At 58.7% G+C, this 21,489-nt stretch carries 21 protein-coding genes; 2 read left to right on the forward strand and 19 right to left on the reverse strand.

The window, feature by feature from the left end; genetic code table 11:
* Positions 1 to 41 precede the first annotated feature (41 nt).
* From M5G26_RS13745 to M5G26_RS13790, 10 genes are all read right to left on the reverse strand, one after another.
* Positions 42 to 2,135: an LTA synthase family protein gene (locus M5G26_RS13745; RefSeq protein WP_150694143.1), complete on the reverse strand. Its 2,094-nt coding sequence runs from the start codon at positions 2,133 to 2,135 to the stop codon at positions 42 to 44.
* A 300-nt stretch (positions 2,136 to 2,435) separates the two neighbouring features.
* Positions 2,436 to 3,041, reverse strand: coding sequence for an START domain-containing protein (locus M5G26_RS13750; protein ID WP_273915722.1), 606 nt, complete (start codon positions 3,039 to 3,041; stop codon positions 2,436 to 2,438).
* Between the two features lie 41 nt (positions 3,042 to 3,082).
* Positions 3,083 to 3,337 carry a YkgJ family cysteine cluster protein gene (locus tag M5G26_RS13755; protein ID WP_007908349.1) on the reverse strand — a complete coding sequence of 85 codons (255 nt, stop codon included), beginning with the start codon at positions 3,335 to 3,337 and terminating at the stop codon, positions 3,083 to 3,085.
* Positions 3,338 to 3,503: 166 nt separating this feature from the next.
* On the reverse strand, positions 3,504 to 3,974 hold the full coding sequence (locus M5G26_RS13760) for a hypothetical protein (RefSeq protein WP_038364420.1): 471 nt from the start codon (positions 3,972 to 3,974) through the stop codon (positions 3,504 to 3,506).
* A 78-nt stretch (positions 3,975 to 4,052) separates the two neighbouring features.
* Complete coding sequence (locus tag M5G26_RS13765; protein WP_016985994.1) at positions 4,053 to 5,492, reverse strand: aminotransferase-like domain-containing protein; 1,440 nt, start codon at positions 5,490 to 5,492, stop codon at positions 4,053 to 4,055.
* Positions 5,493 to 5,694: 202 nt separating this feature from the next.
* Positions 5,695 to 6,507 (reverse strand): OmpA family protein, encoded by an 813-nt coding sequence (locus tag M5G26_RS13770; protein WP_095120547.1) that lies wholly within the window; start codon positions 6,505 to 6,507, stop codon positions 5,695 to 5,697.
* Positions 6,504 to 6,860, reverse strand: a complete 357-nt coding sequence (locus M5G26_RS13775) for a DUF4398 domain-containing protein (RefSeq protein ID WP_038364424.1) — start codon at positions 6,858 to 6,860, stop codon at positions 6,504 to 6,506. Before M5G26_RS13775 ends, M5G26_RS13770 begins: the two co-directional genes overlap by 4 nt.
* A 9-nt stretch (positions 6,861 to 6,869) precedes the next feature.
* Positions 6,870 to 7,703 carry a substrate-binding periplasmic protein gene (locus M5G26_RS13780; protein ID WP_273915723.1) on the reverse strand — a complete coding sequence of 278 codons (834 nt, stop codon included), beginning with the start codon at positions 7,701 to 7,703 and terminating at the stop codon, positions 6,870 to 6,872.
* An 80-nt stretch (positions 7,704 to 7,783) separates the two neighbouring features.
* A complete protein-coding gene (locus M5G26_RS13785; protein WP_134176389.1) occupies positions 7,784 to 8,713 on the reverse strand; it encodes an electron transfer flavoprotein subunit alpha/FixB family protein in 930 nt (309 codons plus the stop codon).
* Between the two features lie 2 nt (positions 8,714 to 8,715).
* Positions 8,716 to 9,465, reverse strand: a complete 750-nt coding sequence (locus M5G26_RS13790) for an electron transfer flavoprotein subunit beta/FixA family protein (protein ID WP_007908338.1) — start codon at positions 9,463 to 9,465, stop codon at positions 8,716 to 8,718.
* A gap of 551 nt (positions 9,466 to 10,016) precedes the next feature.
* On the opposite strand from M5G26_RS13790, the gene M5G26_RS13795 reads away from it, so the two are divergent.
* A complete protein-coding gene (locus M5G26_RS13795) occupies positions 10,017 to 11,681 on the forward strand; it encodes an electron transfer flavoprotein-ubiquinone oxidoreductase (RefSeq protein ID WP_064120345.1) in 1,665 nt (554 codons plus the stop codon).
* A gap of 183 nt (positions 11,682 to 11,864) precedes the next feature.
* On the opposite strand, the gene M5G26_RS13800 is transcribed toward M5G26_RS13795, so the two are convergent.
* Entirely contained in the window at positions 11,865 to 12,755 is an 891-nt protein-coding gene (locus tag M5G26_RS13800) for an AraC family transcriptional regulator (RefSeq protein WP_016985999.1), read from the reverse strand.
* A gap of 192 nt (positions 12,756 to 12,947) precedes the next feature.
* On the opposite strand from M5G26_RS13800, the gene M5G26_RS13805 reads away from it, so the two are divergent.
* The gene (locus M5G26_RS13805) at positions 12,948 to 14,000 is read left to right on the forward strand and encodes an NAD(P)-dependent alcohol dehydrogenase (protein ID WP_007908332.1); all 1,053 of its coding nucleotides are present in this window, start codon (positions 12,948 to 12,950) and stop codon (positions 13,998 to 14,000) included.
* Here M5G26_RS13805 and M5G26_RS13810 read toward each other — a convergent pair.
* From M5G26_RS13810 to M5G26_RS13845, 8 genes are all read right to left on the reverse strand, one after another.
* Entirely contained in the window at positions 13,997 to 14,800 is an 804-nt protein-coding gene (locus tag M5G26_RS13810; RefSeq protein WP_034155326.1) for an IclR family transcriptional regulator, read from the reverse strand. The two genes, M5G26_RS13805 and M5G26_RS13810, sit on opposite strands and share 4 nt — an antisense overlap.
* Before the next feature lie 62 nt (positions 14,801 to 14,862).
* Complete coding sequence (locus tag M5G26_RS13815; protein WP_095048589.1) at positions 14,863 to 16,173, reverse strand: MFS transporter; 1,311 nt, start codon at positions 16,171 to 16,173, stop codon at positions 14,863 to 14,865.
* A 193-nt stretch (positions 16,174 to 16,366) separates the two neighbouring features.
* Positions 16,367 to 17,515 (reverse strand): galactonate dehydratase, encoded by a 1,149-nt coding sequence (gene dgoD, locus M5G26_RS13820; protein ID WP_273915724.1) that lies wholly within the window; start codon positions 17,513 to 17,515, stop codon positions 16,367 to 16,369.
* Positions 17,516 to 17,562: 47 nt separating this feature from the next.
* A complete protein-coding gene (locus tag M5G26_RS13825) occupies positions 17,563 to 18,183 on the reverse strand; it encodes a 2-dehydro-3-deoxy-6-phosphogalactonate aldolase (RefSeq protein ID WP_273915725.1) in 621 nt (206 codons plus the stop codon).
* A 19-nt stretch (positions 18,184 to 18,202) separates the two neighbouring features.
* Positions 18,203 to 19,192 (reverse strand): 2-dehydro-3-deoxygalactonokinase, encoded by a 990-nt coding sequence (locus tag M5G26_RS13830; RefSeq protein WP_273915726.1) that lies wholly within the window; start codon positions 19,190 to 19,192, stop codon positions 18,203 to 18,205.
* Between the two features lie 89 nt (positions 19,193 to 19,281).
* On the reverse strand, positions 19,282 to 20,196 hold the full coding sequence (locus M5G26_RS13835; RefSeq protein ID WP_273915727.1) for a hypothetical protein: 915 nt from the start codon (positions 20,194 to 20,196) through the stop codon (positions 19,282 to 19,284).
* Positions 20,197 to 20,226: 30 nt separating this feature from the next.
* Entirely contained in the window at positions 20,227 to 20,760 is a 534-nt protein-coding gene (locus tag M5G26_RS13840; RefSeq protein ID WP_273915728.1) for a hypothetical protein, read from the reverse strand.
* Complete coding sequence (locus tag M5G26_RS13845) at positions 20,757 to 21,485, reverse strand: alpha/beta hydrolase (protein WP_273915729.1); 729 nt, start codon at positions 21,483 to 21,485, stop codon at positions 20,757 to 20,759. The genes M5G26_RS13840 and M5G26_RS13845 overlap by 4 nt, the downstream gene beginning before the upstream one ends.
* Positions 21,486 to 21,489 lie beyond the last annotated feature (4 nt).

Below are 21,489 nucleotides of genomic sequence, written 5' to 3' on the forward strand. Positions count from 1 at the left end.
GGCCTCTTTTTTATTGCGCGGACTTTATTGTCGGCAAGCGATCAATCCGGCTTGCCGTGAATGACGCCAGCGGTGTTATCCATCAGGCTTTTGGTCGCCGTTTGCAGGAACGCTTCGAGTTTGAGTTTCAACTCGGCGGTGCGCGGTGCATTCGGTACCACTTCGGCGTGCGGATTGGCCCCCAGTTGGTACTGCCACATCTTCGGCCCCATATCCTTGTCTCTCGGCAATACCAGAATCTGGTCAGCAGTAACGATGGCAGTGGTCTGCTCGCTGCCCGACGGCTTGATCACACCGAAACCGGTGTCGCCTTCCGGCAGGTTGAGCAAGTCGCGGCCCCAGCACTGATGACGCACTTCGCCGCCGAGACGGCCCATGATGGTCGGCACGATGTCGATCTGCGTACCCACGGTGTGGTCACGCGTACCGAACTTCTCCTGAATGCCCGGTGCGATCATCAGCATCGGCACGTTGAAGCGGCCCAGGTCCATTTCGGTGATCTGGCGCTGGTTGCCGAAGCCGTGGTCGCCGACGATGACGAACAGGGTTTCCTTGAAGTACGGCTCTTTGCGTGCCTTCTCGAAGAACTGACCCAGCGCCCAATCGGAGTAACGCATGGCGGTCAAGTGTTCGTTGAGGCTGCCACGGTCAGTCACGCGCTCGACCGGCAATGGCGTCGGCAAGGCGTATGGCGTGTGGTTGGACAGGGTTTGCAGCAGCGCGTAGAACGGCTTGCCGTTTTCCCTTGCCTTGAGCTCCTGCAGGCCACGGTCGAACATGTCCTGGTCGGACACGCCCCAGGTCGGATCGGAGAACACCGGGTTGACGAAGTCGTTACGGCCAACGAAGTTGGTCATGCCCTGGTTGCTGAAGAAGCCCGACTGGTTGTCCCAGGCGAAGTCGCCGTTGTAGACGTACACATCGTCATAGTCACGGGCGCTGAGCACCTGCGGCAGGCCGGACAGCTTGTGGCTGCCTTCCGGGGTCTGCATCAGGTATTCGAAACCTGGCAGGTTGGGGAAGCAGGCCATGGTCGCGAACATGCCCTGGTGGGTGTGCGTACCGTTGGAGAAGAAGCGATCGAACAGCAGGCCTTCCTTCGACAGTTTGTCCAGGTATGGCGTGATGTTGCCTGGCGCGCCCAATGCACCGACCGAGTGACCGGCCATGCTTTCCATCAGGATCACCACGACGTTCTTGATCGGCAGGGTCTTGTCGGCCGGCGGCGTGTAATCACGGCGCACGGCGGCAATATCGGCATCGACCAGTTTTTCGTCTGGCATCAGCAGCATGTCGCGCACGATTTTCTGCGCTTGTTCTTGCGGCAACGTGGCTTTCCAGATGTTGTCGCGATCCTCGCCCATACGGGACTTGGCGGCCTCGATCAGCGACAGCGTGGCGTTGAGGCCGAGCTGGTTGGCGAAGTTGGAATCGGTGGTGTACACGTCACCCCAGCGCATTGGCGGGCCTTGACGCAGGGTGCCACGGGCGGCAACCACGCAGATCAGCAGGCAGACCACGAACACCGCCAGACGGGTGTACCACGGCGCGACCTGACGGGTGCTGACACTGCCACCGCTGAAAGGCCCGCGCGGACGCGTGGCACGGTCGGCGCCTTTGAACGCCAGGGTCAGGATGACAGTGCCGATGACCCACGCCAGCAGGTAGCGCACCACCGGAAAACCGTACCAGAGCATGCTCATCACGGTTTTCGGGTCTTCCTTCACATACTGGAACACCAGACCATTGAGGCGCTGGTGGAACTCGCGGTAGAAGTCCATTTCCATCAGGCCGAGGAACAGCGCGATGCTCGACGCGACCGTCAACCACAGACGGAAAAAGCCGCGGGCAGCCATGGCGCGGGCACTGAACAGTGCCAGCACCAGCGGAATGCACAGGTAAACCACCAGGCGCAGGTCGAAACGCAGGCCGTTGGCGAAGGCTTCGAGGAAGGTCGAAGCCGGGGTGTCGAGGATCATCTCGCGGTTGTAGACCAGCAGCGCGAGGCGCAGCACGGAAAACATCACCATCATGACCAGCGCACAAAGCAGCGTGTAGGCCAGATGCGATTTGACGGTCGGTTGCAGCAGGCGAGCAGAAGATCGCTGCTGATTCAGGGCGTCCGGGTTTGCCATGTCGTTTTAGGACCCATTGGAAGTTGAAGTTGCAAAAATACAGCGGCGCCATGCCCTCTATTGGTCATTCCCGACCCCGGGGCTTGCGCAGTGCGCAAATGTTGCACGATCACCCGCACCATTGCCATTGATTACTGCCCCGCCGCCAGACACTTTCATTTACAGCAGCGGGCAAACAGCGCGGGCGAATTGTCAGGAACACTTTGTGAAAATTTCGTGCAACGCATATCTGGAAACACAATATAGATACAAAACAAAACGCCCCGACTTGTTCGAGGCGTTTCGTTGAAAGCGGGCCGATTACTTCTCGGCGCGTTCTTTCAGAGCTTTCAAGGTGTTGAACGGAGCATCGACGACAAACTTGTTGGCAACCATCGCCGGCACGCTACCGCCTGGCTCGGTGTGCACCTGATAAGTCACTTCAACCTGGTCGCCCTTCGGTACGAACTTCCAGAAGCCTTTGACCTGCTGCACGCGGACAAAGCCCTTTTCTTCCGGCATGTACGTCGGCAAGCCTTCCAGATTGCGGGTCAGGCTGCCATCGGCACCTTCAACGGTGGTCACCTTCAGCACCGAGTCACGCGGAGTAACTGGCCAAGGCGTGTTGAACTGGGTGTAGGTCCAGCTCTGATCGCCTTCGTGCTTGAGCAGTTTCTGGGTCTTGCACTCGTGAATCCAGGCGCAGGCGCCAGCGACGTCTTCCTGCAGTGCGCGCAGTTTGGCGACGGTGGTTTTCATCAGCGCAACGCCCTGGTAGGACTTGTAGTCCGAACCCGGCACTTCGCTGAGGGACACCTTGATACCGTCCTCGTTCCTGGCGACTTTCCAGTCTTCAGCCTGAACGACGGACGTGGCCAGCACAGCGGTCAAACCACACAACACAGCGATACGATGCAGCGAACCCATAGTCTTATTCCTTATTGTTGAAGTTCCGTTCGTTTGACACATCACGCCGCCGTCATTTGCTCCCACCAGCCGATCAGCCTGATCGCTTCTTCCGAGCTGCTGCCGCAGACCTCGACATCCGCAGCAAAGCCCGAACAGACTGCCGGGCGCTCCGGGCGGCCGAAAATGCTGCACAGGTTTTCGACCGAAAGCTGCACGCAACGTTCGCCGGCGGGTTTGCCATCAGGCATGCCGGGAATCGGCGAACTGATGGAAGGGGCAATGCAGCAAGCGCCACAGCCTTCACGGCATTTCATGACGAACAATTCCTCGCGACGGGCGATGTGTAAAAGAGACGCGGAACAGAGTAACCGCTAAAACGGCTGTTTCAAATTGCCTGAACCGGGGTTTTTAGCGATAACTCAATGTGACTGACCAGTCTCCGACAAAGCGTCTGGTCTGCGGGTCACAGATGGGTTGGTTTTACTGTTTGAATTCGAAATCCAGCGCCGCACCTTCGACTTCGCGGCGCTCTTCGTTGCGCAGTTGCAACTGCATTTCGTTGCTGAGCAAGCGGCCGTTGAGCTGGAATCCGTTGTTTTTCTCGCCAAACATCTGCGGCAGGATCGGCTCGCGCTTGGGCATTTCAACCGTGCCCTGGGGCTTCAATTCCTCGACCATGTCCTTGGGCAGGCTCAAATCGAGTTTGGCCGACGGCAACTTGGTTTTTACCACTTCACTGGCGGGTTTCGATTTCGAGGCGACTGGCTTGCGCTTCTTGATGACTTTCTGCTGGGCTTTCTTGGCGGGAACGGCCTTCTGCGCAGCCGTGGCTTTTTTAGCGGGACTCGTCGCAGCCGGTTTTTCCTGAACTGCAGCGGCCACGACGCCAGGCGCATGACCGATCATCAGCAAACCCAGCAACACCCATGCAGCAGGAAAAATCGCTTTCATGAACCCAACGACGCTAACGGCAGAGGGCCATATGCTCGCTTGTTGAACGCCACAAGACAAGCATCACCCACCGCCCGTTCAGAATCCGCCAGCCGTTTCCTGACACAGTTGAGTCGCCAACAGACCCAGAGTCATCAACGCCCGCTCCGCCTCGCGGTTCCACGGAATCCCGCAGTTCAGGCGGATACAGTGGTTGAACTGCTCGGTATTGCTGAAGATCAGCCCCGGGGCAATGCTGATGCCCTGCTGCAACGCACGCACATGCAATTCTTGCGTATTGACCCTGCCCGGCAGACTCACCCAAAGGATGAAACCGCCCGTGGGCCGGGTCATTTGCGTGCCTTCGGGGAAGTACTGCTGCACCGCCAACTGGAAGGCGCTGAGGTTTTTCCGGTATTCCTGGCGGATGTACCGTAAATGCCGGTCATAACCACCGTTTTCCAGATAAGCGGCAATCGCCATCTGCGTCACGCTGCACGCCGAATGGGTGCTGAAGGTCTGCAAGCGCTGGATTTCCTGCTGATACTTGCCCGCGATCATCCAGCCGATGCGTACGCCGGGGGACAAGGTTTTGGAGAAGCTCGAGCAGTAGATCACCCGATCCAGTCGGTCATAAGCCTTGAGCGCTTTGGTTTTGCCTTGCTCGAACATCAGTTCGCCATAGATATCGTCTTCGACGATCTGGATATCAAAATCCGAGGCAAGACGCAGCAACTGCTTCTGCCGCTCTTCGGGCATGGTGCCACCCAGTGGATTGCTCAGGCGCGTGGTCAGCACCAGCGCTTTGATCGACCATTGGTTGGCCGCCAGTTGCAGGGCTTCGAGGCTCATGCCGGTGGCGGGATCACTAGGGATCTCGATGACCTTCAAGCCGAGAAGATCGGCCAGTTGCAGCAGGCCGTAATACGTCGGCGACTCTGCGGCGATCAGATCGCCCGGCCGGGTCAGCACACGCAACGACATCTGCAGGGCATCGACGCAACCGTGGGTGATCACCACTTCCGACGGATCGACCACCACACCGGCATCGCGCATACGGATTGCCACTTGCCGGCGCAACGGTTCAAAACCCGGGCTGAACATGTAGCTGAAGGCTCGCGGGCTATGGAAACGGGTGACCTTGGCCAGTTGCTGATGCAGTGCGCGCACCGGCAAGTAATCGACACTCGGCACGGCGGCACCGAGCGGGAACACGCCTTCACGGCGCGACTCGACCAGAACCTGTTGAATGATGCTGCTGCGAGTGACCAGACCGGGACGCTCAACTCTGGCAATGTCCGGCGTCGGCGCAGTCAGCGCAGGTGTCTGGTGTACGTAATAACCGGACTGCGGACGCGCCCGAATCAAGCCCTGATCTTCAAGATTGGCATAAGCCTGCAAGACCGTCGCATGGCTGACGTTGAGCTGCGAACTCATCTTGCGCACCGAAGGCACGCGCTCCCCCGGTTGATAGACACCACGGCGGATGTCTTCGGCCAGTTGCTGAGCAATACGTTGGTAGAGCAAGAGATTGGTCATGACGCAGCACTCGATTTCACGGGCATTTTATTCTTGTGTGAAACAATACCGGAACAGTTTAGAAGTGTACTGGGACAGTTGCCACATTACTCGACCATACAGTGCGGTGTCTGCCCCTGACTGTACTGATTTGTGGGCCATTCGACAGACGTAAAAAAGCCCGGCACTGCATGACAGCCCGGGCTTTCCAGAGACGCAACCCTTAACGGGCGGCGCCGAGCTGGCCTTTTTCGTCGGAGAAGACAATCTCCACCCGACGGTTCTGTGCCCGCCCGCGCTCGGAAGCGTTGGCGTCCACCGGATACTCATCGCCGTAGCCTTCGACCTGAATGCGTTTGTCGTCGATGCCCAGGTCCATCAGCACGTCCGCCACCGATTGTGCGCGGTCACGGGACAGTTTGAGGTTTTCCTGTTTGCCGCCGGTGCTGTCGGTGTAACCCTCGATGCGCACCACGCGTTTCGGGTTCAGTTGCAGGAACTGCACAATCTTCAGCACCACGCGGTTGGCCGAGTTTTTCAACTCGGCTTCACCGGTGTCGAACAGCACATCGCCGAGGGTCATCACCAGACCGCGATCAGTCTGCGTGGTGGCCAGTGCGACGATCTGCTCTTCGAGCCATTTACCCTGCTGCTGCACGCTCAGCAATTTCGACTCACGCAGGGCCAGTTGCAGGCGCTGACGTTCCAGTTCGAGCTTGGCTGCGCGCTCTTCGTTGAGCACCTGATTGGTGTGCTCGCGGGCGATTTCACTGTAGCGCTGGCTCAGGTAGGCGTAATGCACCACGTCTGATCCGCTGCCCCAGTAGGTCGACAGGCGATCGGCACGGGCCAGCGACTCACCGGCGCGGATCACGTCTTTCGGCGCAATGCGCAGCACGTTGGAGTCTTCCTTGACCTTCTGGAAGTCGGCGCTGGCTTCTTGCAGCGCGGATTCGCTGTGTTGACCGGCGCAGCCGTACAGGCTGGCACAACCGGCGAGAATCAAACCGCCGAGAACTTTCGACTTGAAGCTCATTGGGCATCTCCCAGTTGCTTGCGCAGTCGGACGATGCGGGTATTGAGCACATTCACCTGTTCTTCACTCTTTTGCGTCAGCACTTTGGCTTCGGCCAGACGTGCATCCAGTTCCGCCTGCTCGGAACGCATGCGCGCATTCCGGTAGGACTCGTCAGCCATGTTGCCTTTGGCGCGGTTGTATTTGGTTTCGGCCAGTTTCATTTCCGGCACTTCGTCGGCAGTAGCGCCAACAGCCTTGGCCTGGGTGATGGCTTGCTCGGTCAGGCGCATTTGTTCGATGGGTGCCGGATCGGTTGCGCAACCGGCCAGAGCCAGAACGGCCACAGCCGCGAAAAGAGGTCGAATACTCACTAAGAATCCCTACTGTTTTGGGGCACTGACAGGTGGTTGCGGCTGTTGCTGCTGCGCCTTCCAGCGCTCGATATTGCGTTGCAGCGCAGCTTCCGTCAGTCCGGACGCGGGCAATTCTGTCATCTTTTTGGCCAACTGTCCGCGCAACCACGGATCGTTGCACGCCGAGTTATGGGAAACCGCGAGAAACAGACCCGGGCGGTCGATCGGTTGCTCAAAGGCCAGCAAGTCATTGGCCATGCCCAATGCCTGCGCGGCGGCCATGCCTGAGTATCGGCCGGCGAGTACATATTCGACTTCACCGAGGAGCAGTTTCTGAAAGGCCTGAGTGAGGTTGGCTGTCCGGGTCAGGGTCAGATTCTGCTCGGCGAAAGTGCCGAATGCCTGGGTGATTCGAGACTTTTCCGACAGCGCACCTGCGTGGCCGTGCAGGTCTTTGGCTTCGCCGTAGACCAGGGTCGAGCCTTTGCGCGTCCACACCAGGTAATCGTTTTCCAGCAATGGCGGATAGATGTAGTCGAGGATTTCCAGCTCATTGAAGGTCAACGGCGCATCGGCCAGCATGTCCATGCGCCCGCTGCGCACTTCGTCGAGGGCTTGCGAGCGTTTGCCGGCGTAGAGCAATTCGACTTTGATGCCGAGATCCTTGGCCACTTGCTGTAACAGGTCGGCACTGGCGCCGATCAACTGCTTGGGATTCTGCGGGTCCTGCCACAGGTACGGCGGTGCATCCGGGCTACCGGTGACGACGAGGCGCTCGCACTTGCCAGCGGCTGTCGCCAAACCTGACAACAGGGCCAATCCCAGCAATACCGAGTAACGCAATCCGCAGCGCAGATCCATGGCAAAACGCTCCCACTCAAATCCGAGACAAAAAAAAGCCCGACCAAAAGGTCGGGCTCTTTATAAGTGAAGCCGCTGGATTAGACCAGCTTCTCCAGCTCAGGTACGGCTTCGAACAGATCCGCCACGAGACCGTAATCGGCCACCTGGAAGATCGGCGCTTCTTCGTCCTTGTTGATCGCAACGATCACTTTGGAGTCTTTCATACCGGCCAAGTGCTGGATCGCGCCGGAGATACCGACGGCGATGTACAGCTGCGGTGCAACGATCTTGCCGGTCTGACCGACCTGCATATCGTTCGGTACGAAACCTGCGTCGACCGCAGCGCGCGAAGCACCAACGGCAGCGCCCAGCTTGTCGGCCAGGGCGTACAGGTGTTTGAAGTTGTCGCCGTTCTGCATGCCGCGGCCGCCGGAAACGACGATCTTGGCAGCGGTCAGCTCTGGACGGTCAGACTTGGCCAGCTCTTCGCCAACGAAGCTCGAAGTGCCCGCGTCGTGTGCAGCGCCAACGGCTTCAACAGCAGCCGAACCACCTTCAGCAGCTACCGGGTCGAAACCGGTGGCACGCACGGTGATCACTTTGATCGCGGCGGTCGACTGTACGGTAGCGATGGCGTTACCGGCGTAGATCGGACGCTTGAAAGTGTCAGCGCTTTCGACCGAGATGATCTCGGAGATCTGGTCAACGTCCAGCTGCGCAGCAACGCGCGGCAGGATGTTTTTGCCGTTGGAGGTGGCAGCAGCGAGGATGTGGCTGTAACCAGCGCCCAGCTCTGCAACCAGCGGAGCAACGTTTTCCGGCAGCTGATGCGCGTAAGCGGCATTGTCAGCGCTGAGGACTTTGCTCACACCAGCGATTTTCGCAGCGGCTTCAGCCACGGCGCCAGCGCCTTGGCCTGCAACCAGGACGTGGATGTCGCCGCCGATTTTGGCAGCAGCAGCCACGGTGTTCAGTGTGGCCGGGGCCAGCACCTTGTTGTCGTGTTCGGCGATTACCAAGATAGTCATGATCAGATTACCTTCGCTTCGTTTTTCAGTTTCTCGACCAGTTCAGCCACCGACTTGACCTTGATGCCTGCGCTGCGTGCAGCCGGCGCTTCGACTTTCAGGGTCTTGTTGGTGGAGGCGGTGGAAACGCCCAAAGCGTCCGGAGTCAGCACTTCGAGAGGCTTCTTCTTGGCTTTCATGATGTTTGGCAGGGACGCGTAGCGCGGCTCGTTCAAACGCAGGTCGGTGGTGACGATGGCCGGCAGTTTCAAGGAAACTGTCTGCGCGCCGCCGTCGATTTCGCGAGTCACGGCAACGCTGTCGCCAGACACTTCGACTTTCGATGCGAACGTGCCCTGACCGTAGCCGCTCAATGCAGCGAGCATCTGGCCGGTCTGGTTGTTGTCGCTGTCGATGGCCTGCTTGCCGAGGATCACCAGCTGCGGCTGTTCCTTGTCGACCACAGCCTTGAGCAGCTTGGCCACGGCGAGCGAGGTCAGATCTTCAGCGGATTCGACGAGGATGGCACGGTCGGCACCCAGAGCCAGTGCGGTACGCAGCTGCTCCTGAGCGGTGGTCGGGCCGATGGAGACGACGACGATTTCAGTCGCAACACCTTTCTCTTTCAGGCGTACGGCTTCTTCCACTGCGATTTCGCAGAACGGGTTCATCGACATCTTGACGTTGGCGAGATCGACGCCGGAATTGTCCGCCTTGACGCGAACCTTGACGTTGTAATCCACAACGCGTTTGACAGCTACAAGAACCTTCATGGATTCCTCGTTACTCTCCGGTGAAAAGAAAGTCGCCTAGGCGAACCTGGCGGTTGATGCTCATCAGGCTAAAAGGGCACCTCTAAAAACGCCGACCGGGGTGCGAAATGATTCCACGATGTGAGGGGGGTGCGACCGTTCGTCAGTGGTGACCGACAAGTCATTGATCCTCACGCTGTGTAAACTGCGCGCCAGACTGCGCTGCGCATCACTCTCAACCGCCTGTGCCCTGTCTTTAGACGTGCTCTTGAAACCGCCAGTCTGCCTACGACGAGCGCAAAACCGCCCGTATCTTGACCGGAACGCCTATTCCGGTCAATACAGCAAAATGACCATTCATAAGCCGCGCTTCTTTGATTTCTCTGGGCTGGAGCCGATTCAAACAAACGTTTGTATTGGACGCTAGGAGTGGTGTAGATATAATGCGCCGCCTAGAGAGAAAGGTCTGTTCTCCAATATTCCCCTTGACGTTAACGTAAAGGAATAGCGGATGCGACATCAAACCTCCAAATTAGAAAAAAAACTGTTGAGCCTTGAGTAGGAGATAGCCTGTGGAACGCGAATACATGGAATTCGACGTGGTCATCGTCGGTGCCGGCCCCGCTGGCCTGTCCGCCGCCTGCCGTCTGAAGCAGAAGGCCGCCGAAGCCGGTAAGGAAATCAGCGTCTGCGTGGTCGAAAAAGGCTCCGAAGTCGGCGCACACATCCTGTCCGGTGCCGTGTTCGAACCACGCGCTCTGAACGAACTGTTCCCGGACTGGAAAGAGCTCGGCGCCCCGCTGAACACGCCAGTGACCCGCGACGATATTTTCGTGCTGAAAAACGCCGACAGCGCGCAGAAGATTCCTGACTTCTTTGTGCCCAAGACCATGCACAACGAAGGCAACTACATTATTTCCCTCGGCAACCTATGCCGATGGCTCGCCCAGCAGGCCGAGAACCTTGGCGTAGAAATCTACCCAGGCTTTGCCGCTCAGGAAGCGCTGATCGACGAGCAAGGCGTGGTGCGCGGGATCATCACCGGTGATCTCGGCGTCGACCGCGAAGGCAATCCGAAAGAAGGCCTGTACACCCCGGGCATGGAACTGCGTGGCAAGTACACGCTGTTCGCCGAAGGCTGCCGTGGCCACATCGGCAAGCAACTGATCAAGCGCTACAACCTCGACAGCGATGCCGACGCCCAGCACTACGGCATCGGCCTGAAAGAAATCTGGGAAATCGACCCGGCCAAACACCAGCCAGGCCTGGTGGTACACACCGCTGGTTGGCCGCTGGACATCATGGGCACCGAGAACACCGGCGGCTCGTTCCTTTATCACTTGGAAAACAACCAGGTGGTGGTCGGTCTGATCGTTGACCTGTCCTACAGCAACACTTACCTGTCGCCGTTCGACGAGTTCCAGCGCCTCAAGCATCACCCGGTGCTGGCTCAGTACCTGGAAGGCGGCAAGCGCATCAGCTACGGCGCTCGCGCCATCTGCAAAGGTGGCCTGAACTCGCTGCCGAAAATGGTCTTCAAGGGCGGCGCGCTGATCGGTTGCGACCTCGGCACCCTGAACTTCGCCAAGATCAAAGGCAGCCACACCGCGATGAAGTCCGGCATGCTCGCCGCTGAGTCGGTGGCTGACGCGCTGTTCGCGGAAAAGGACGGCACTGAAGAACTGACCACTTACGTCGACGCGTTCAAGAAGAGCTGGCTCTACGACGAACTGTTCGCCAGCCGTAACTTCGGCCCGGCGATCCACAAGTTCGGCGCTATCGTCGGCGGCGGTTTCAACTGGCTCGATCAGAACATCTTCGGCGGCAAACTGCCGTTCACCCTGCACGACACCAAGCCGGACTACGCCTGCCTCAAGCTCGCGGCCGACTGCAAGAAGATCGATTATCCGAAGCCGGACGGAAAACTCAGCTTCGACAAGCTCAGCTCGGTGTTCATCTCCGGTACCAACCATGAAGAAGAACAGCCTTGCCACTTGAAGCTGACTGATCCAAGCATCCCGATCAGCAAGAACCTGCCGCTGTACGACGAGCCGGCACAGCGCTATTGCCCGGCCGGCGTGTACGAAGTGATCACCAAGGAAGACGGCGAGAAGCGCTTCCAGATCAATGCCCAGAACTGCGTGCACTGCAAGACCTGTGACATCAAGGACCCTTCGCAGAACATCACCTGGGTCACGCCGGAAGGCGCTGGCGGTCCGACTTATCCGAATATGTAAGTCGAACCGCTGAACATCAAGGCTCCCGATTTGGGGGCCTTTTTGTTGCCCAAAATTTACTGCATCACTTGACTCCCTGTGGGAGCTGGCTTGCCAGCGATGGCGGTGGATCAGGTGACATCTATGTTGAATGTGCCGGCCTCATCGCTGGCAAGCCAGCTCCCACAGGGATTGTGAAAATTTTCAGGCAGCGCGCTCGTCACCCGGGCTGCGCTCGAAATAGCGTTTGTACTCGCGGCTGAACTGCGAAGTACTCTGATACCCCACCCGATGCGCCACCTGCGCCACACCCAGCCCTTCCGCCACCAGCAACGTCTGCGCCTTCAATAACCGCAAACGCTTCAGATACTGCACCGGCGACAACAGCGTGCTGCGCTTGAAATGCTCATGAAAGGTCGACACGCTCATGTTCGCGCAACCGGCCAGGGTCTCGACATTCAACGGTTCGGTGTAATGCGCGTGCAGATGACTGATCGACGCCGCCACCCGCGCGAACTGTCCCTGCTGCTCGACCAGTGCGCGTAATACATCCGCCTGCGGCCCGCGCAACGCGGTGAACAACAATTCACGCACCCGCGCCGGCCCGAGAATCTGGCATTCCAGCGGATCGTGCAGGCAACTGAGCAAGCGCTCGACACAGCCACGCATGTCATCGTCGAGCACCACCGAGGTCATCGACTCCGGCGTCTGCGCCGGAATATGCCGGCCCGGCGCCAGCCCCATGGCCAGCACCAACTCACCGAGCAACACCCGATCAATCGCCACCGACACGCCGAGCAACGGCGCATCCGGCAAGGCGAAGGTCTCACATTCGAACGGCACCGGCAGCGCCTGAATCAGATAATGCCCGGCGCCGTATTCCATGGTGCGTGGCCCGAGAAACGCCAGTTTGCTGCCCTGGGCGATGATCATCAGGCTCGGTTCATAAATGTGCGGGCCACGGGCGACGTCGCAACTGGCGCGCAACACTTGCACACCGGGCAATCCGGTCGGCGAATAACCATCGCGCAGCGCCAGCGGTTCGATCAGCGAAACCAGCCGCGCATTGGCATCAAGATGACGGGTCAATTGCATCGAATTGTTCTTCACGAAAAATCACGAAAATAGGGGATGAAAGCATCATCGCAGATCCTTTTGCCAATGCGACCGATCAAACCCGTATGCCGGAGGATTAGGCATGAGACCCGGAGGAATCGTCATGGCCGACCGGTCAGTCGACGCCCAGAATGCGCCGCCTCACTTGTTCCTGCTTTTGCGAGGTTTCACATGTACACCGCCATCGGTTATGCCGCCCAATCGGCCACCACCCCCCTCGCCCCGATGAAATTCGAACGCCGCAGCCCGCGCGCCGATGACGTCGCGATCGAAATCCTTTACTGCGGCGTCTGCCACTCCGACATCCACCAAGCGCGCAACGAATGGGGTATCGCCGTTTACCCGTTGATGCCGGGCCACGAGATCGTCGGAAAAGTCACCGCGATCGGTGCGAATGTCACCCAACACAAAGTAGGCGATCTGGTCGGCGTTGGCTGCATGGTCGACTCGTGCCGCACCTGCGAAGCGTGCCAGTCGAACCTTGAGCAATATTGCCTCGAAGGCCCGACCATGACCTACGCCACCCCGGATCGGGTCGATGGCAGCAACACCATGGGCGGTTATTCCGACAGCATCGTCGTCAGCGAGCACTTCGTCGTGCGCATCCCGGAAAAACTAGCCCTCGCCAGCGCCGCGCCGATCCTCTGTGCCGGCATCACCACCTACTCGCCGCTCAAGCACTACGGCGTCAAGGCTGGCGACAAGGTCGGGATTCTCGGCATGGGTGGTTTGGGCCACATGGGCATCAAGTTCGCCAAAGCCATGGGCGCCGAAGTGACGCTGTTCACCCGTTCGGCAAGCAAGGCTGAAGAAGGCCGCCGTCAGGGTGCCGATCATGTGATCGTGTCCACCGACGCCGAGCAGATGAAAGCGGCTGCCGGTTACTTCGACTTCCTGCTCGACACCATTCCGGTGCAGCACGATCTCAACCCGTACCTCGACACCCTGCGCTTCGACGGCGTGCACATTCTGGTCGGTCTGATCGAGCCGATTGATCCACCGGTACACGCCGGCAAACTGGTGATGAGCCGTCGCGTATTGGCCGGTTCGTTGATCGGTGGCGTCGCTGAAACCCAGGAAGTGCTGGATTTCTGCGCCGAACACAACATCACCTGCGACATCGAAATGCTCGACATCCGCCAGATCAACGAGGCTTACGCGCGCATGATCGCCGGCGACGTGAAGTACCGTTTCGTGATCGACATGGCGACGCTCAAGGTTTAAACCTTCAGGCCTAGCTCTGCCGACAGCCGGGCTGTGACCCCTTTGATCAGGGGAATCAGCTCGGCCATTTTTTCCAGCGGCATGTACGGCACGGTGCTGGCGATACTGATCGCCGCGACAATGCCCTTGCTCGCATCGCGAATCGGCGCCGCCACGCAGCGGATCGACGGTTCGTTGTCCTCCAGATCGAAGGCGTAGCCACCGGCAACGTATTCGGTCATGCGCTGCTCAAGCTGTTCCCACGACTGCTGGGGATGCTGCGGCCAGAACTGACTTTTCCCACCTGCGGGCAGACTGATGTCGTACAGACGTTGCCAATCTTTCGGCGAGTCATCGAGCATCAACGCCTTGCCAATCCCGGTGCGCGCCAGCGGCATGCGATGGCCGACCCGCGAACGCATTTCCGGGCCATTGCGTCCCGGATTCTTCAGCAGATACAGCACCTCGTCGCCTTCACGAATGCCCAAGTGCACGGTGTCGCCGGTCAGCGCCGACAACTCGTCCAGATACGGCCCGGCCAAAGTCACCAGCGGCAACTCTTCGCGGGCCTGAAAACCCAGTTCGATCAACTTCGGCCCGAGCAGATAACCGACTTGCGGCACCACGCGCAGGTAGCGCTCATCAACCAGACAACTGGCCAGACGATGGGTGGTGCTGCGCGTGGTGCCGATCAGCCGGGCAATCTCCTTGAGATCGCGGGCGCCACTGGCCACCGCTTGCACCACACCCAAGCCACGCAACAGCGTCTGCGTGCCGGTGGGCGCGGCGTCCTTGGTTTTTTCCGGGGCGTCTTCCTGCATATCCAGCCTTTTACCGTTTGAGCGAGGGAACGGGCGGCATTATGGTCGCCCGACGCAGACCACTACAACTCGATACGCTCGACCTTGCCGACCAGCAGCACGTAGGACAAAGCACCGATCAAGGCGAGAACCGCGATATAGGTGATCGCCGGGGCGAACGAATCGCCGCTGGCAAGGAAACCGATGACGATCGGCGTAGCAATTGCCGACAGGTTGCCGATGAAATTGAACACCCCGCCAGTCAGCCCCAACAACCGCGCTGGCGCTAACGTCGACACCAGTGACCAAGTGATCGAGGCCAGACCGTTGCCGAAAAATGCCAACGCCAGAAAGGCAATCACCAGCGGCGTCGACTCAACGAAGTTGGCGCCGATGATCGAGGTGGAAATAAGCAGACCGCCAATGATCGGCAACTTGCGCGCGAACCCGACGGTGTAGCCGCGACGAATCAAGAAGTCGGAAAAGAACCCCGAACACAGCACTCCGATGAACGCGGCGAGAAACGGCAGCGATGCCAACAGGCCGGACTTGATGAAGTCCATGCCGCGATATTTCACCAGATAGGTGGGGAACCACGTCAGGAAAAACCACAGCGTCGAGTTCAGGCAAAACTGGCCGAGGTAGATGCCCCACAACTTGCGCTTGGTGAGGACGATGCCCAGATCGGTCCAGCTGAACTTGGCTTTGACCTTGGCCGACTCTTGCTGAATATCGACCAGACCACCGCCCTCGCGGATCAAGTCGATTTCCGCCTCGTTGGCACCTTTGAAATCTCGTGGCTCGCGATACACCGCGTACCAGATCGCCGCCCAGATAATGCCGACAGCGCCTGTTGCGACGAACACCATGTGCCAGCCGAATTCATGTTGCAGCCAGGCCAGCACCGGGGTCAGGAATGCCAGACCGACGAACTGCCCTGAGGTGTAAAAACCAATCGCCGTGGCGCGTTCACGCTCGGGGAACCACGTCGTGACCACGCGGCTGTTGATCGGATACGCCGGCGCTTCCAGCGCACCGACCGCCATGCGCAATACAAACAACGCGATGAAACTCGCAGCGAAACCGAGCATCACCGTAGCCACAGACCACAACAACAAAGCGACGCTGTAAAGAATGCGCGGCGGCACGCGATCGACCAGCCAGCCGCCGGGGATCTGCATGGCCGCGTAGGTCCAGCCGAACGCAGAGAAGATCAGGCCGACGTGAATCGGGTCGATGCCCAGCTCACTGGTCAGCGCCGGCGCAGCAATCGACAGGTTGCTGCGGTCGAGGTAGTTGATGACCACGGTGATAAACAGCAACACCATGATGAAAAAACGCTTACGGCTGGGCGTGACTAAAGACGCCTGCCCGGTGAGGGTTTGCGGTTGCATGGGGAGAGCCTCTTTTTATGTTTATTGAGGTCGGCCTGAGGCCTTTCACAAATCCCTCTGTCTGATCGTTCCCACGTTCCGCGTGGGAATGCAGCCCGGGACGCTCTGCGTCCCAAAAGCGGACGCTCTGCGTCCATTGAGGCATTCCCACGCAGAGCGTGGGAACGATCTCATCGGGTGTGTCAGGGACGACTCACCACTCGGCAAAGCTGCCATCGGCATGGCGCCAGATCGGGTTGCGCCAGCGGTGGCCGACAGCTGCGCGCTCGATCACGTATTCCTCGTTGATCTCGATACCCAACCCCGGGCCGTTGGGGATCTTCACGAAACCTTTGTCGTAATCGAACACCCGTGGATCCTTCACGTAATCGAGCAAATCGTTGCTCTCGTTGTAATGGATGCCCAGGCTTTGCTCTTGGATAAACGCGTTGTAACAAGCCGCGTCGAGTTGCAAACACGCCGCCAGCGCAATCGGCCCCAGCGGGCAATGCAGCGCCAGCGCGACGTCGTAGGCTTCAGCCATGTTGGCGATCTTGCGGGTTTCGGTGATGCCGCCGGCGTGGGAAGCATCCGGTTGGATGATGTCGACATAGCCTTCGCTCAACACGCGTTTAAAGTCCCAACGCGAGAACAGCCGCTCGCCGAGGGCAATCGGTGTGCTGGTCAACGGCGCCAGCTCTTTCAACGCTTCATAGTTTTCGCTGAGCACCGGCTCTTCGATAAACATCAATTTGTACGGATCGAGTTCCTTCATCAGCACCTTGGCCATCGGCTTGTGCACGCGGCCATGAAAGTCGACGCCGATACCGACGTTCGGCCCGACCGCGTCACGCACGGCGGCGACGTTGGCCAGCGCCAGATCGACTTTCTCGAAGGTATCGAGGAATTGCAGTTCTTCGGTGCCGTTCATTTTCACCGCAGTAAAACCACGGCTCACCGCCTCTTTCGCCGCACGCGCGGTATCGGCCGGTCGGTCGCCGCCGATCCACGAATACACGCGAATCTTGTCACGCACCTGACCACCGAGCAGATCACTCACCGACACCCCGAGGGCCTTGCCCTTGATGTCCCACAGCGCCTGATCGATACCGGCCAGTGCGCTCATGTGGATCGCGCCGCCACGGTAGAAGCCGCCGCGATACAGCACGGTCCAGATGTCTTCGATGTTGCGTGGGTCTTTGCCGACCAGGTAGTCGGACAATTCCTCAACGGCAGCGGCCACGGTGTGCGCCCGGCCCTCGACCACAGGCTCGCCCCAACCGGTCACGCCCTCGTCGGTTTCAACCTTGAGAAAGCACCAGCGCGGCGGGACGATGAAGGTGGTGAGTTTGGTGATTTTCATCTTTTTGTCTCTCTTATAGATGTAGCGCACGCAGCGCCAAAAAAGTCTTAGCGAAGGGCCTTCCACGCGGCCACGTAGGCCTTGGCATTCACCGCCACCTGCTCCGCCGTCATGCCCGGTTTGAACAGACCGGAGCCGAGACCGAAACCTTTCACGCCAGCATCGATAAACGCCTGCATGTTGTCCGGGGTGATACCGCCGACCGGCGCCAGCACCGTCCCCGCCGGCAACACCGCAAGCCAGGCTTTGACGACCGCCGGGCCCATCTGCTCGGCCGGAAACAGCTTGAGAATGTCCGCGCCCTCCTCCAGCGCCGCGAACGCTTCGGTCGGTGTGGCAACGCCCGGCGACAGGAACAGCCCCGCCGCTTTCGCCGCGCGCAACACCTTAGCGTCGCTGTGCGGCATGACGATCACCTGGCCGCCGGCCTCTTTCACCAACCCGACCTGTTCCGGGGTCAACACCGTGCCGGCACCGATCAGGCAATCGGCGGGCAAGGTCGTGCGCAGGATGCGGATACTTTCGTACGGCAAAGGGGAATTGAGCGGTACTTCGATGACGCGAAATCCGGCCGCATACAGGACTTCTCCGACAGCGGCGGCTTCCTGCGGATGCAGGCCACGCAGGATCGCGATCAGACCGTTTTGCGCCAATGCTTGCTTGAGCATGTCAGGCCTCCAGTCAGGGTTAACGGGATGAGGAATCGATCAGCCCGGCGGCCAGCGCCAGTTGCCACAGACCACGCTCGGTGGCCTGCTCGGCCAGCGTCACGTTGGCGAAACCACAGGCGTCGAGGGCGCGGCTGTAGCGCGCACAGAGTTGCGCGTTGCCAATGAGGATGATCGAAGGAAGATTCGGATTGTTGCGGCGACACCGCTGAACCGTGGCGAGCGCCGCCAGTTCATGGCCGATCATCAGGCCGGACAGATAATCCGCCTGCGCGGTCGGGCTCAATTCACCGGTCAGCCCCAGCGTGCGAGCACTGAACAAGGTCGACAGCACGCCGAGTTCGCCATCTGTCGACTGCGCAACCTGCACGCCGCGGTCAAACGCCTGACCGTCGAATGTCACACTGTGTTTTTGGGTGCGACCGAGGATGCTGTGTTCACTGAGCACGGCGAATACTTCGCCGGTCATGAACGTATCGAAATGGGTGATGCAGCCATCGACAACGTCGACCCATTTCGAGTGACTGCCCGGCAGACCGATCAACAGATCGGCACCTGCCTCAATCGGCAGATTCTGCAGCACGCCGAGCACTTGGGTTTCTTCGCCACGCATCACATTCGGCAGACGCGAACGCTGGATCACGCCCGGCACGATATGCACCACGGGGCCACGCAGGCTGACAACTGTTTGTAGGGATTTTCCGAGATTGGCGACGTTCGCCGGCGTCTCGCAGTAGGCCGCTTCACGCCAGCCCTGCACACTGCCGACCATGCCGCAGGCGATCACCGGCAGATCCGGCTGCGCATCGAGCCAGTCGCCGCACGCCTCGTCGAACGCCAGTTCAAAACCATCGGCGCATTCGCGACCGTTGATGACTCGCGGCGTCTTGGGCAGTTGCATGATCCCGGACGACAGCGCGCGCTGCTCCAGCACCACGCCGCCCGCCGCGAGTTTGTAAGCACGTAATGAGGTCGTCCCCCAGTCGAGCGCGATCAATTGCGCCAGCATCGCTTCACCTGTTTTGTTTTTGGCAGTGAGTGCGACGGACTATAGACCTCTCAGGCGCTAAATCTCAATATGTAATTTTTCATCCCATATTATGGGACACTATCAATCCATTTTGTCCAACGCTGAACGACATCCAGATTATTGTTGATCAGGATCCTCACTGTTTCGTACTCGCTGGATCCCACCTCATGCGTGTGGCCCTTGTCGTCAGTTATTCCAGGCTCCCGGCGTCCGTCAGCGCGAATAATGGTGTACGCCGCGAAGGGTGCCGGGTTTTCCTCTGAACCTGAAACAACCTTCAGCTTCGTGTTGTTCGGTGCAAACGATGCCAACATGCCGGCATAGGGCACGTCGCTACAGAGTCCGAGGCTGTCAATCTGGTCATAGCCGAGCGCCAGGTCATAGCGCCAGCGCACGATGCACACAGAGGCAAAAGGCAGCAACGACCTTGGTTGGTCGGGCTGTTTGAGCGAAATACGCGCGGGTGCCACGCGAGGATGTTCTATTGCGGCAATGAACCGAGATGTGGGCATGTACATGACTTTCGAGTAATACGCCACGAACGGGAACGCGGTTATTACCACCTTGCACGGAATGTATTCCTGCGGTTTGAGGATCTGCACCAACTCAACCGGTCGGATGTGGTTACGGCCGTCATTGACGGCGTGATTCTCGACACTGATATTCGCGAACATCTCGTAGCGACGATCGCCTTCGATCAAGCGCATGCCGCTGACGATTCCCGAGGCTTCCAGGACGATTTCATGTTCGATGGAAAAATCCGCATCGCCATTCAACGAGCAATGGATCCAGGTACCAATCTGCCCCCGTCGCCCATGATCCTCATACAGGTCAATCAGGTTTCGGTCTGAGGTGAAACGCAGGTCGTAAGAGGAAGATATCTCGTGATTGATCGAGACAAATTCAAGCCTGGCGGGGGGCACATCCAAGTGCATGCAGGAGGAACAAAACGCAAACAAACAAACCAAAAGCAACCTTGCCATTACCACTCCAAAAGCCAACTGCTGGGCGCGTCATCGAAAACTGTCGTAGTCCGACAAGGCAGAAACAACGTCTGCAACGGGGATGAACAATGAGTGGGTGTAATACGCGTCATAACCCGTTGCCGTAACCACCACTTTGCACGGAATCATTTGCTTGTCTTTCAACAAGCCTTTTATGGCGTCACGACTCAAGTAATTTGAGCTTCTTTTCTTTTCACCAACGTCCTTGAAAGCAATGCTCGCGGTGTATCCGAATCCGGTTGTATGCAAACGTTGCTTGTTTTCCCTGACCAAACCCATTGCTGCTTTCGATATCGTATGTTCAATGGAAAAGTCAGTGTCATCACCCAGGGCGCAAATGAATACCTGGTCAAAGCTGTTCGCTTTCTTTTCCCGCCAGAAAATCTCCAGCAGTTCCACATCCGAATTGAAATTGACCTCAAAAAAAACGCTTTTCGAGCGCGGTGTGATCGATTCATAGCCCAACGTCGCGGGCGTGATGTCATGAGACTTTGCGCAGGCAGCGCAAAATAAAGAAACAGCGATCAGCAGTACCCATCTCATGCACCTTCCCTCAAATAACCAGCAATTGAATTCGCCGACAAATCCAATGCCGACTGCCCGCACTCCAGGCGGGACTCATACAACCTCAAAGCCGAGTAATGGTTGAATTTGACGATCCCCATAACATCGGGACCGGATTCGATATCCCACTTGCCCCCCACCCAAGCGACTACGTCGGTTCGATCCATCTCGTCAGGCTCTGCCCGAACGTTGATCCAGGTTTCAGCCTTGGGCGTTGGCTCCGACCAGTAAATATCCGAAATCAACGCCACCATCACACCTTCCCCCACAGGATCCAGAGTAACGAGCATTTTCACGATATAACCTTTATCGGTGAGAATCTGCGACAAATGCGCGCCGTTCCACCCGCCCAGACTATGACCCACAATGTAGACATGTGCGGACTTGTGAGGCAGCTTGGAGAATACAAACTCTTCGAGGTCGGCATCCCCTTTTACATCGTTGTATCCCATGTAATAGGGTTGGAATTTGCCGCCATAGCTCGAGCCCAAACGGACCTGCAAAGCTTCCATGGCCCGCAAGGTGTAGTTGCTAGGCCCGTCTCCGTAGTAACTTTCCGAATCGCCAGCACCGCCAATGAAAAAAGCCACAACCTCTCTGGCAAGCGTCACGGGTTTGACCGTCTGATCCTCTTTTGTCGTCAACTCATGACTGGCGACCAGTCTCCCGATGCATCCTTGAACGGCTCCGGATTGAGCTCCCATCGGT

Source organism: Pseudomonas sp. TNT2022 ID642 (genome assembly GCF_028656995.1).
GTDB lineage: Bacteria > Pseudomonadota > Gammaproteobacteria > Pseudomonadales > Pseudomonadaceae > Aquipseudomonas.

Coding starts and splice junctions, on each gene's coding strand:
- M5G26_RS13790 (WP_007908338.1), bottom strand. CDS start 9,465: ATGAAGGTTCTTGTAGCTGTCAAACGCGTTGTGGATTACAACGTCAAG.
- M5G26_RS13845 (WP_273915729.1), bottom strand. CDS start 21,485: ATGGGAGCTCAATCCGGAGCCGTTCAAGGATGCATCGGGAGACTGGTC.
- M5G26_RS13750 (WP_273915722.1), bottom strand. CDS start 3,041: ATGGGTTCGCTGCATCGTATCGCTGTGTTGTGTGGTTTGACCGCTGTG.
- M5G26_RS13755 (WP_007908349.1), bottom strand. CDS start 3,337: ATGAAATGCCGTGAAGGCTGTGGCGCTTGCTGCATTGCCCCTTCCATC.
- M5G26_RS13760 (WP_038364420.1), bottom strand. CDS start 3,974: ATGAAAGCGATTTTTCCTGCTGCATGGGTGTTGCTGGGTTTGCTGATG.
- dgoD (WP_273915724.1), bottom strand. CDS start 17,515: ATGAAAATCACCAAACTCACCACCTTCATCGTCCCGCCGCGCTGGTGC.
- M5G26_RS13810 (WP_034155326.1), bottom strand. CDS start 14,800: ATGCAGGAAGACGCCCCGGAAAAAACCAAGGACGCCGCGCCCACCGGC.
- M5G26_RS13805 (WP_007908332.1), top strand. CDS start 12,948: ATGTACACCGCCATCGGTTATGCCGCCCAATCGGCCACCACCCCCCTC.
- M5G26_RS13745 (WP_150694143.1), bottom strand. CDS start 2,135: ATGGCAAACCCGGACGCCCTGAATCAGCAGCGATCTTCTGCTCGCCTG.
- M5G26_RS13830 (WP_273915726.1), bottom strand. CDS start 19,192: ATGCTGGCGCAATTGATCGCGCTCGACTGGGGGACGACCTCATTACGT.
- M5G26_RS13800 (WP_016985999.1), bottom strand. CDS start 12,755: ATGCAATTGACCCGTCATCTTGATGCCAATGCGCGGCTGGTTTCGCTG.
- M5G26_RS13835 (WP_273915727.1), bottom strand. CDS start 20,196: ATGGCAAGGTTGCTTTTGGTTTGTTTGTTTGCGTTTTGTTCCTCCTGC.
- M5G26_RS13780 (WP_273915723.1), bottom strand. CDS start 7,703: ATGGATCTGCGCTGCGGATTGCGTTACTCGGTATTGCTGGGATTGGCC.
- M5G26_RS13840 (WP_273915728.1), bottom strand. CDS start 20,760: ATGAGATGGGTACTGCTGATCGCTGTTTCTTTATTTTGCGCTGCCTGC.
- M5G26_RS13765 (WP_016985994.1), bottom strand. CDS start 5,492: ATGACCAATCTCTTGCTCTACCAACGTATTGCTCAGCAACTGGCCGAA.
- M5G26_RS13815 (WP_095048589.1), bottom strand. CDS start 16,173: ATGCAACCGCAAACCCTCACCGGGCAGGCGTCTTTAGTCACGCCCAGC.
- M5G26_RS13770 (WP_095120547.1), bottom strand. CDS start 6,507: ATGAGCTTCAAGTCGAAAGTTCTCGGCGGTTTGATTCTCGCCGGTTGT.
- M5G26_RS13825 (WP_273915725.1), bottom strand. CDS start 18,183: ATGCTCAAGCAAGCATTGGCGCAAAACGGTCTGATCGCGATCCTGCGT.
- M5G26_RS13785 (WP_134176389.1), bottom strand. CDS start 8,713: ATGACTATCTTGGTAATCGCCGAACACGACAACAAGGTGCTGGCCCCG.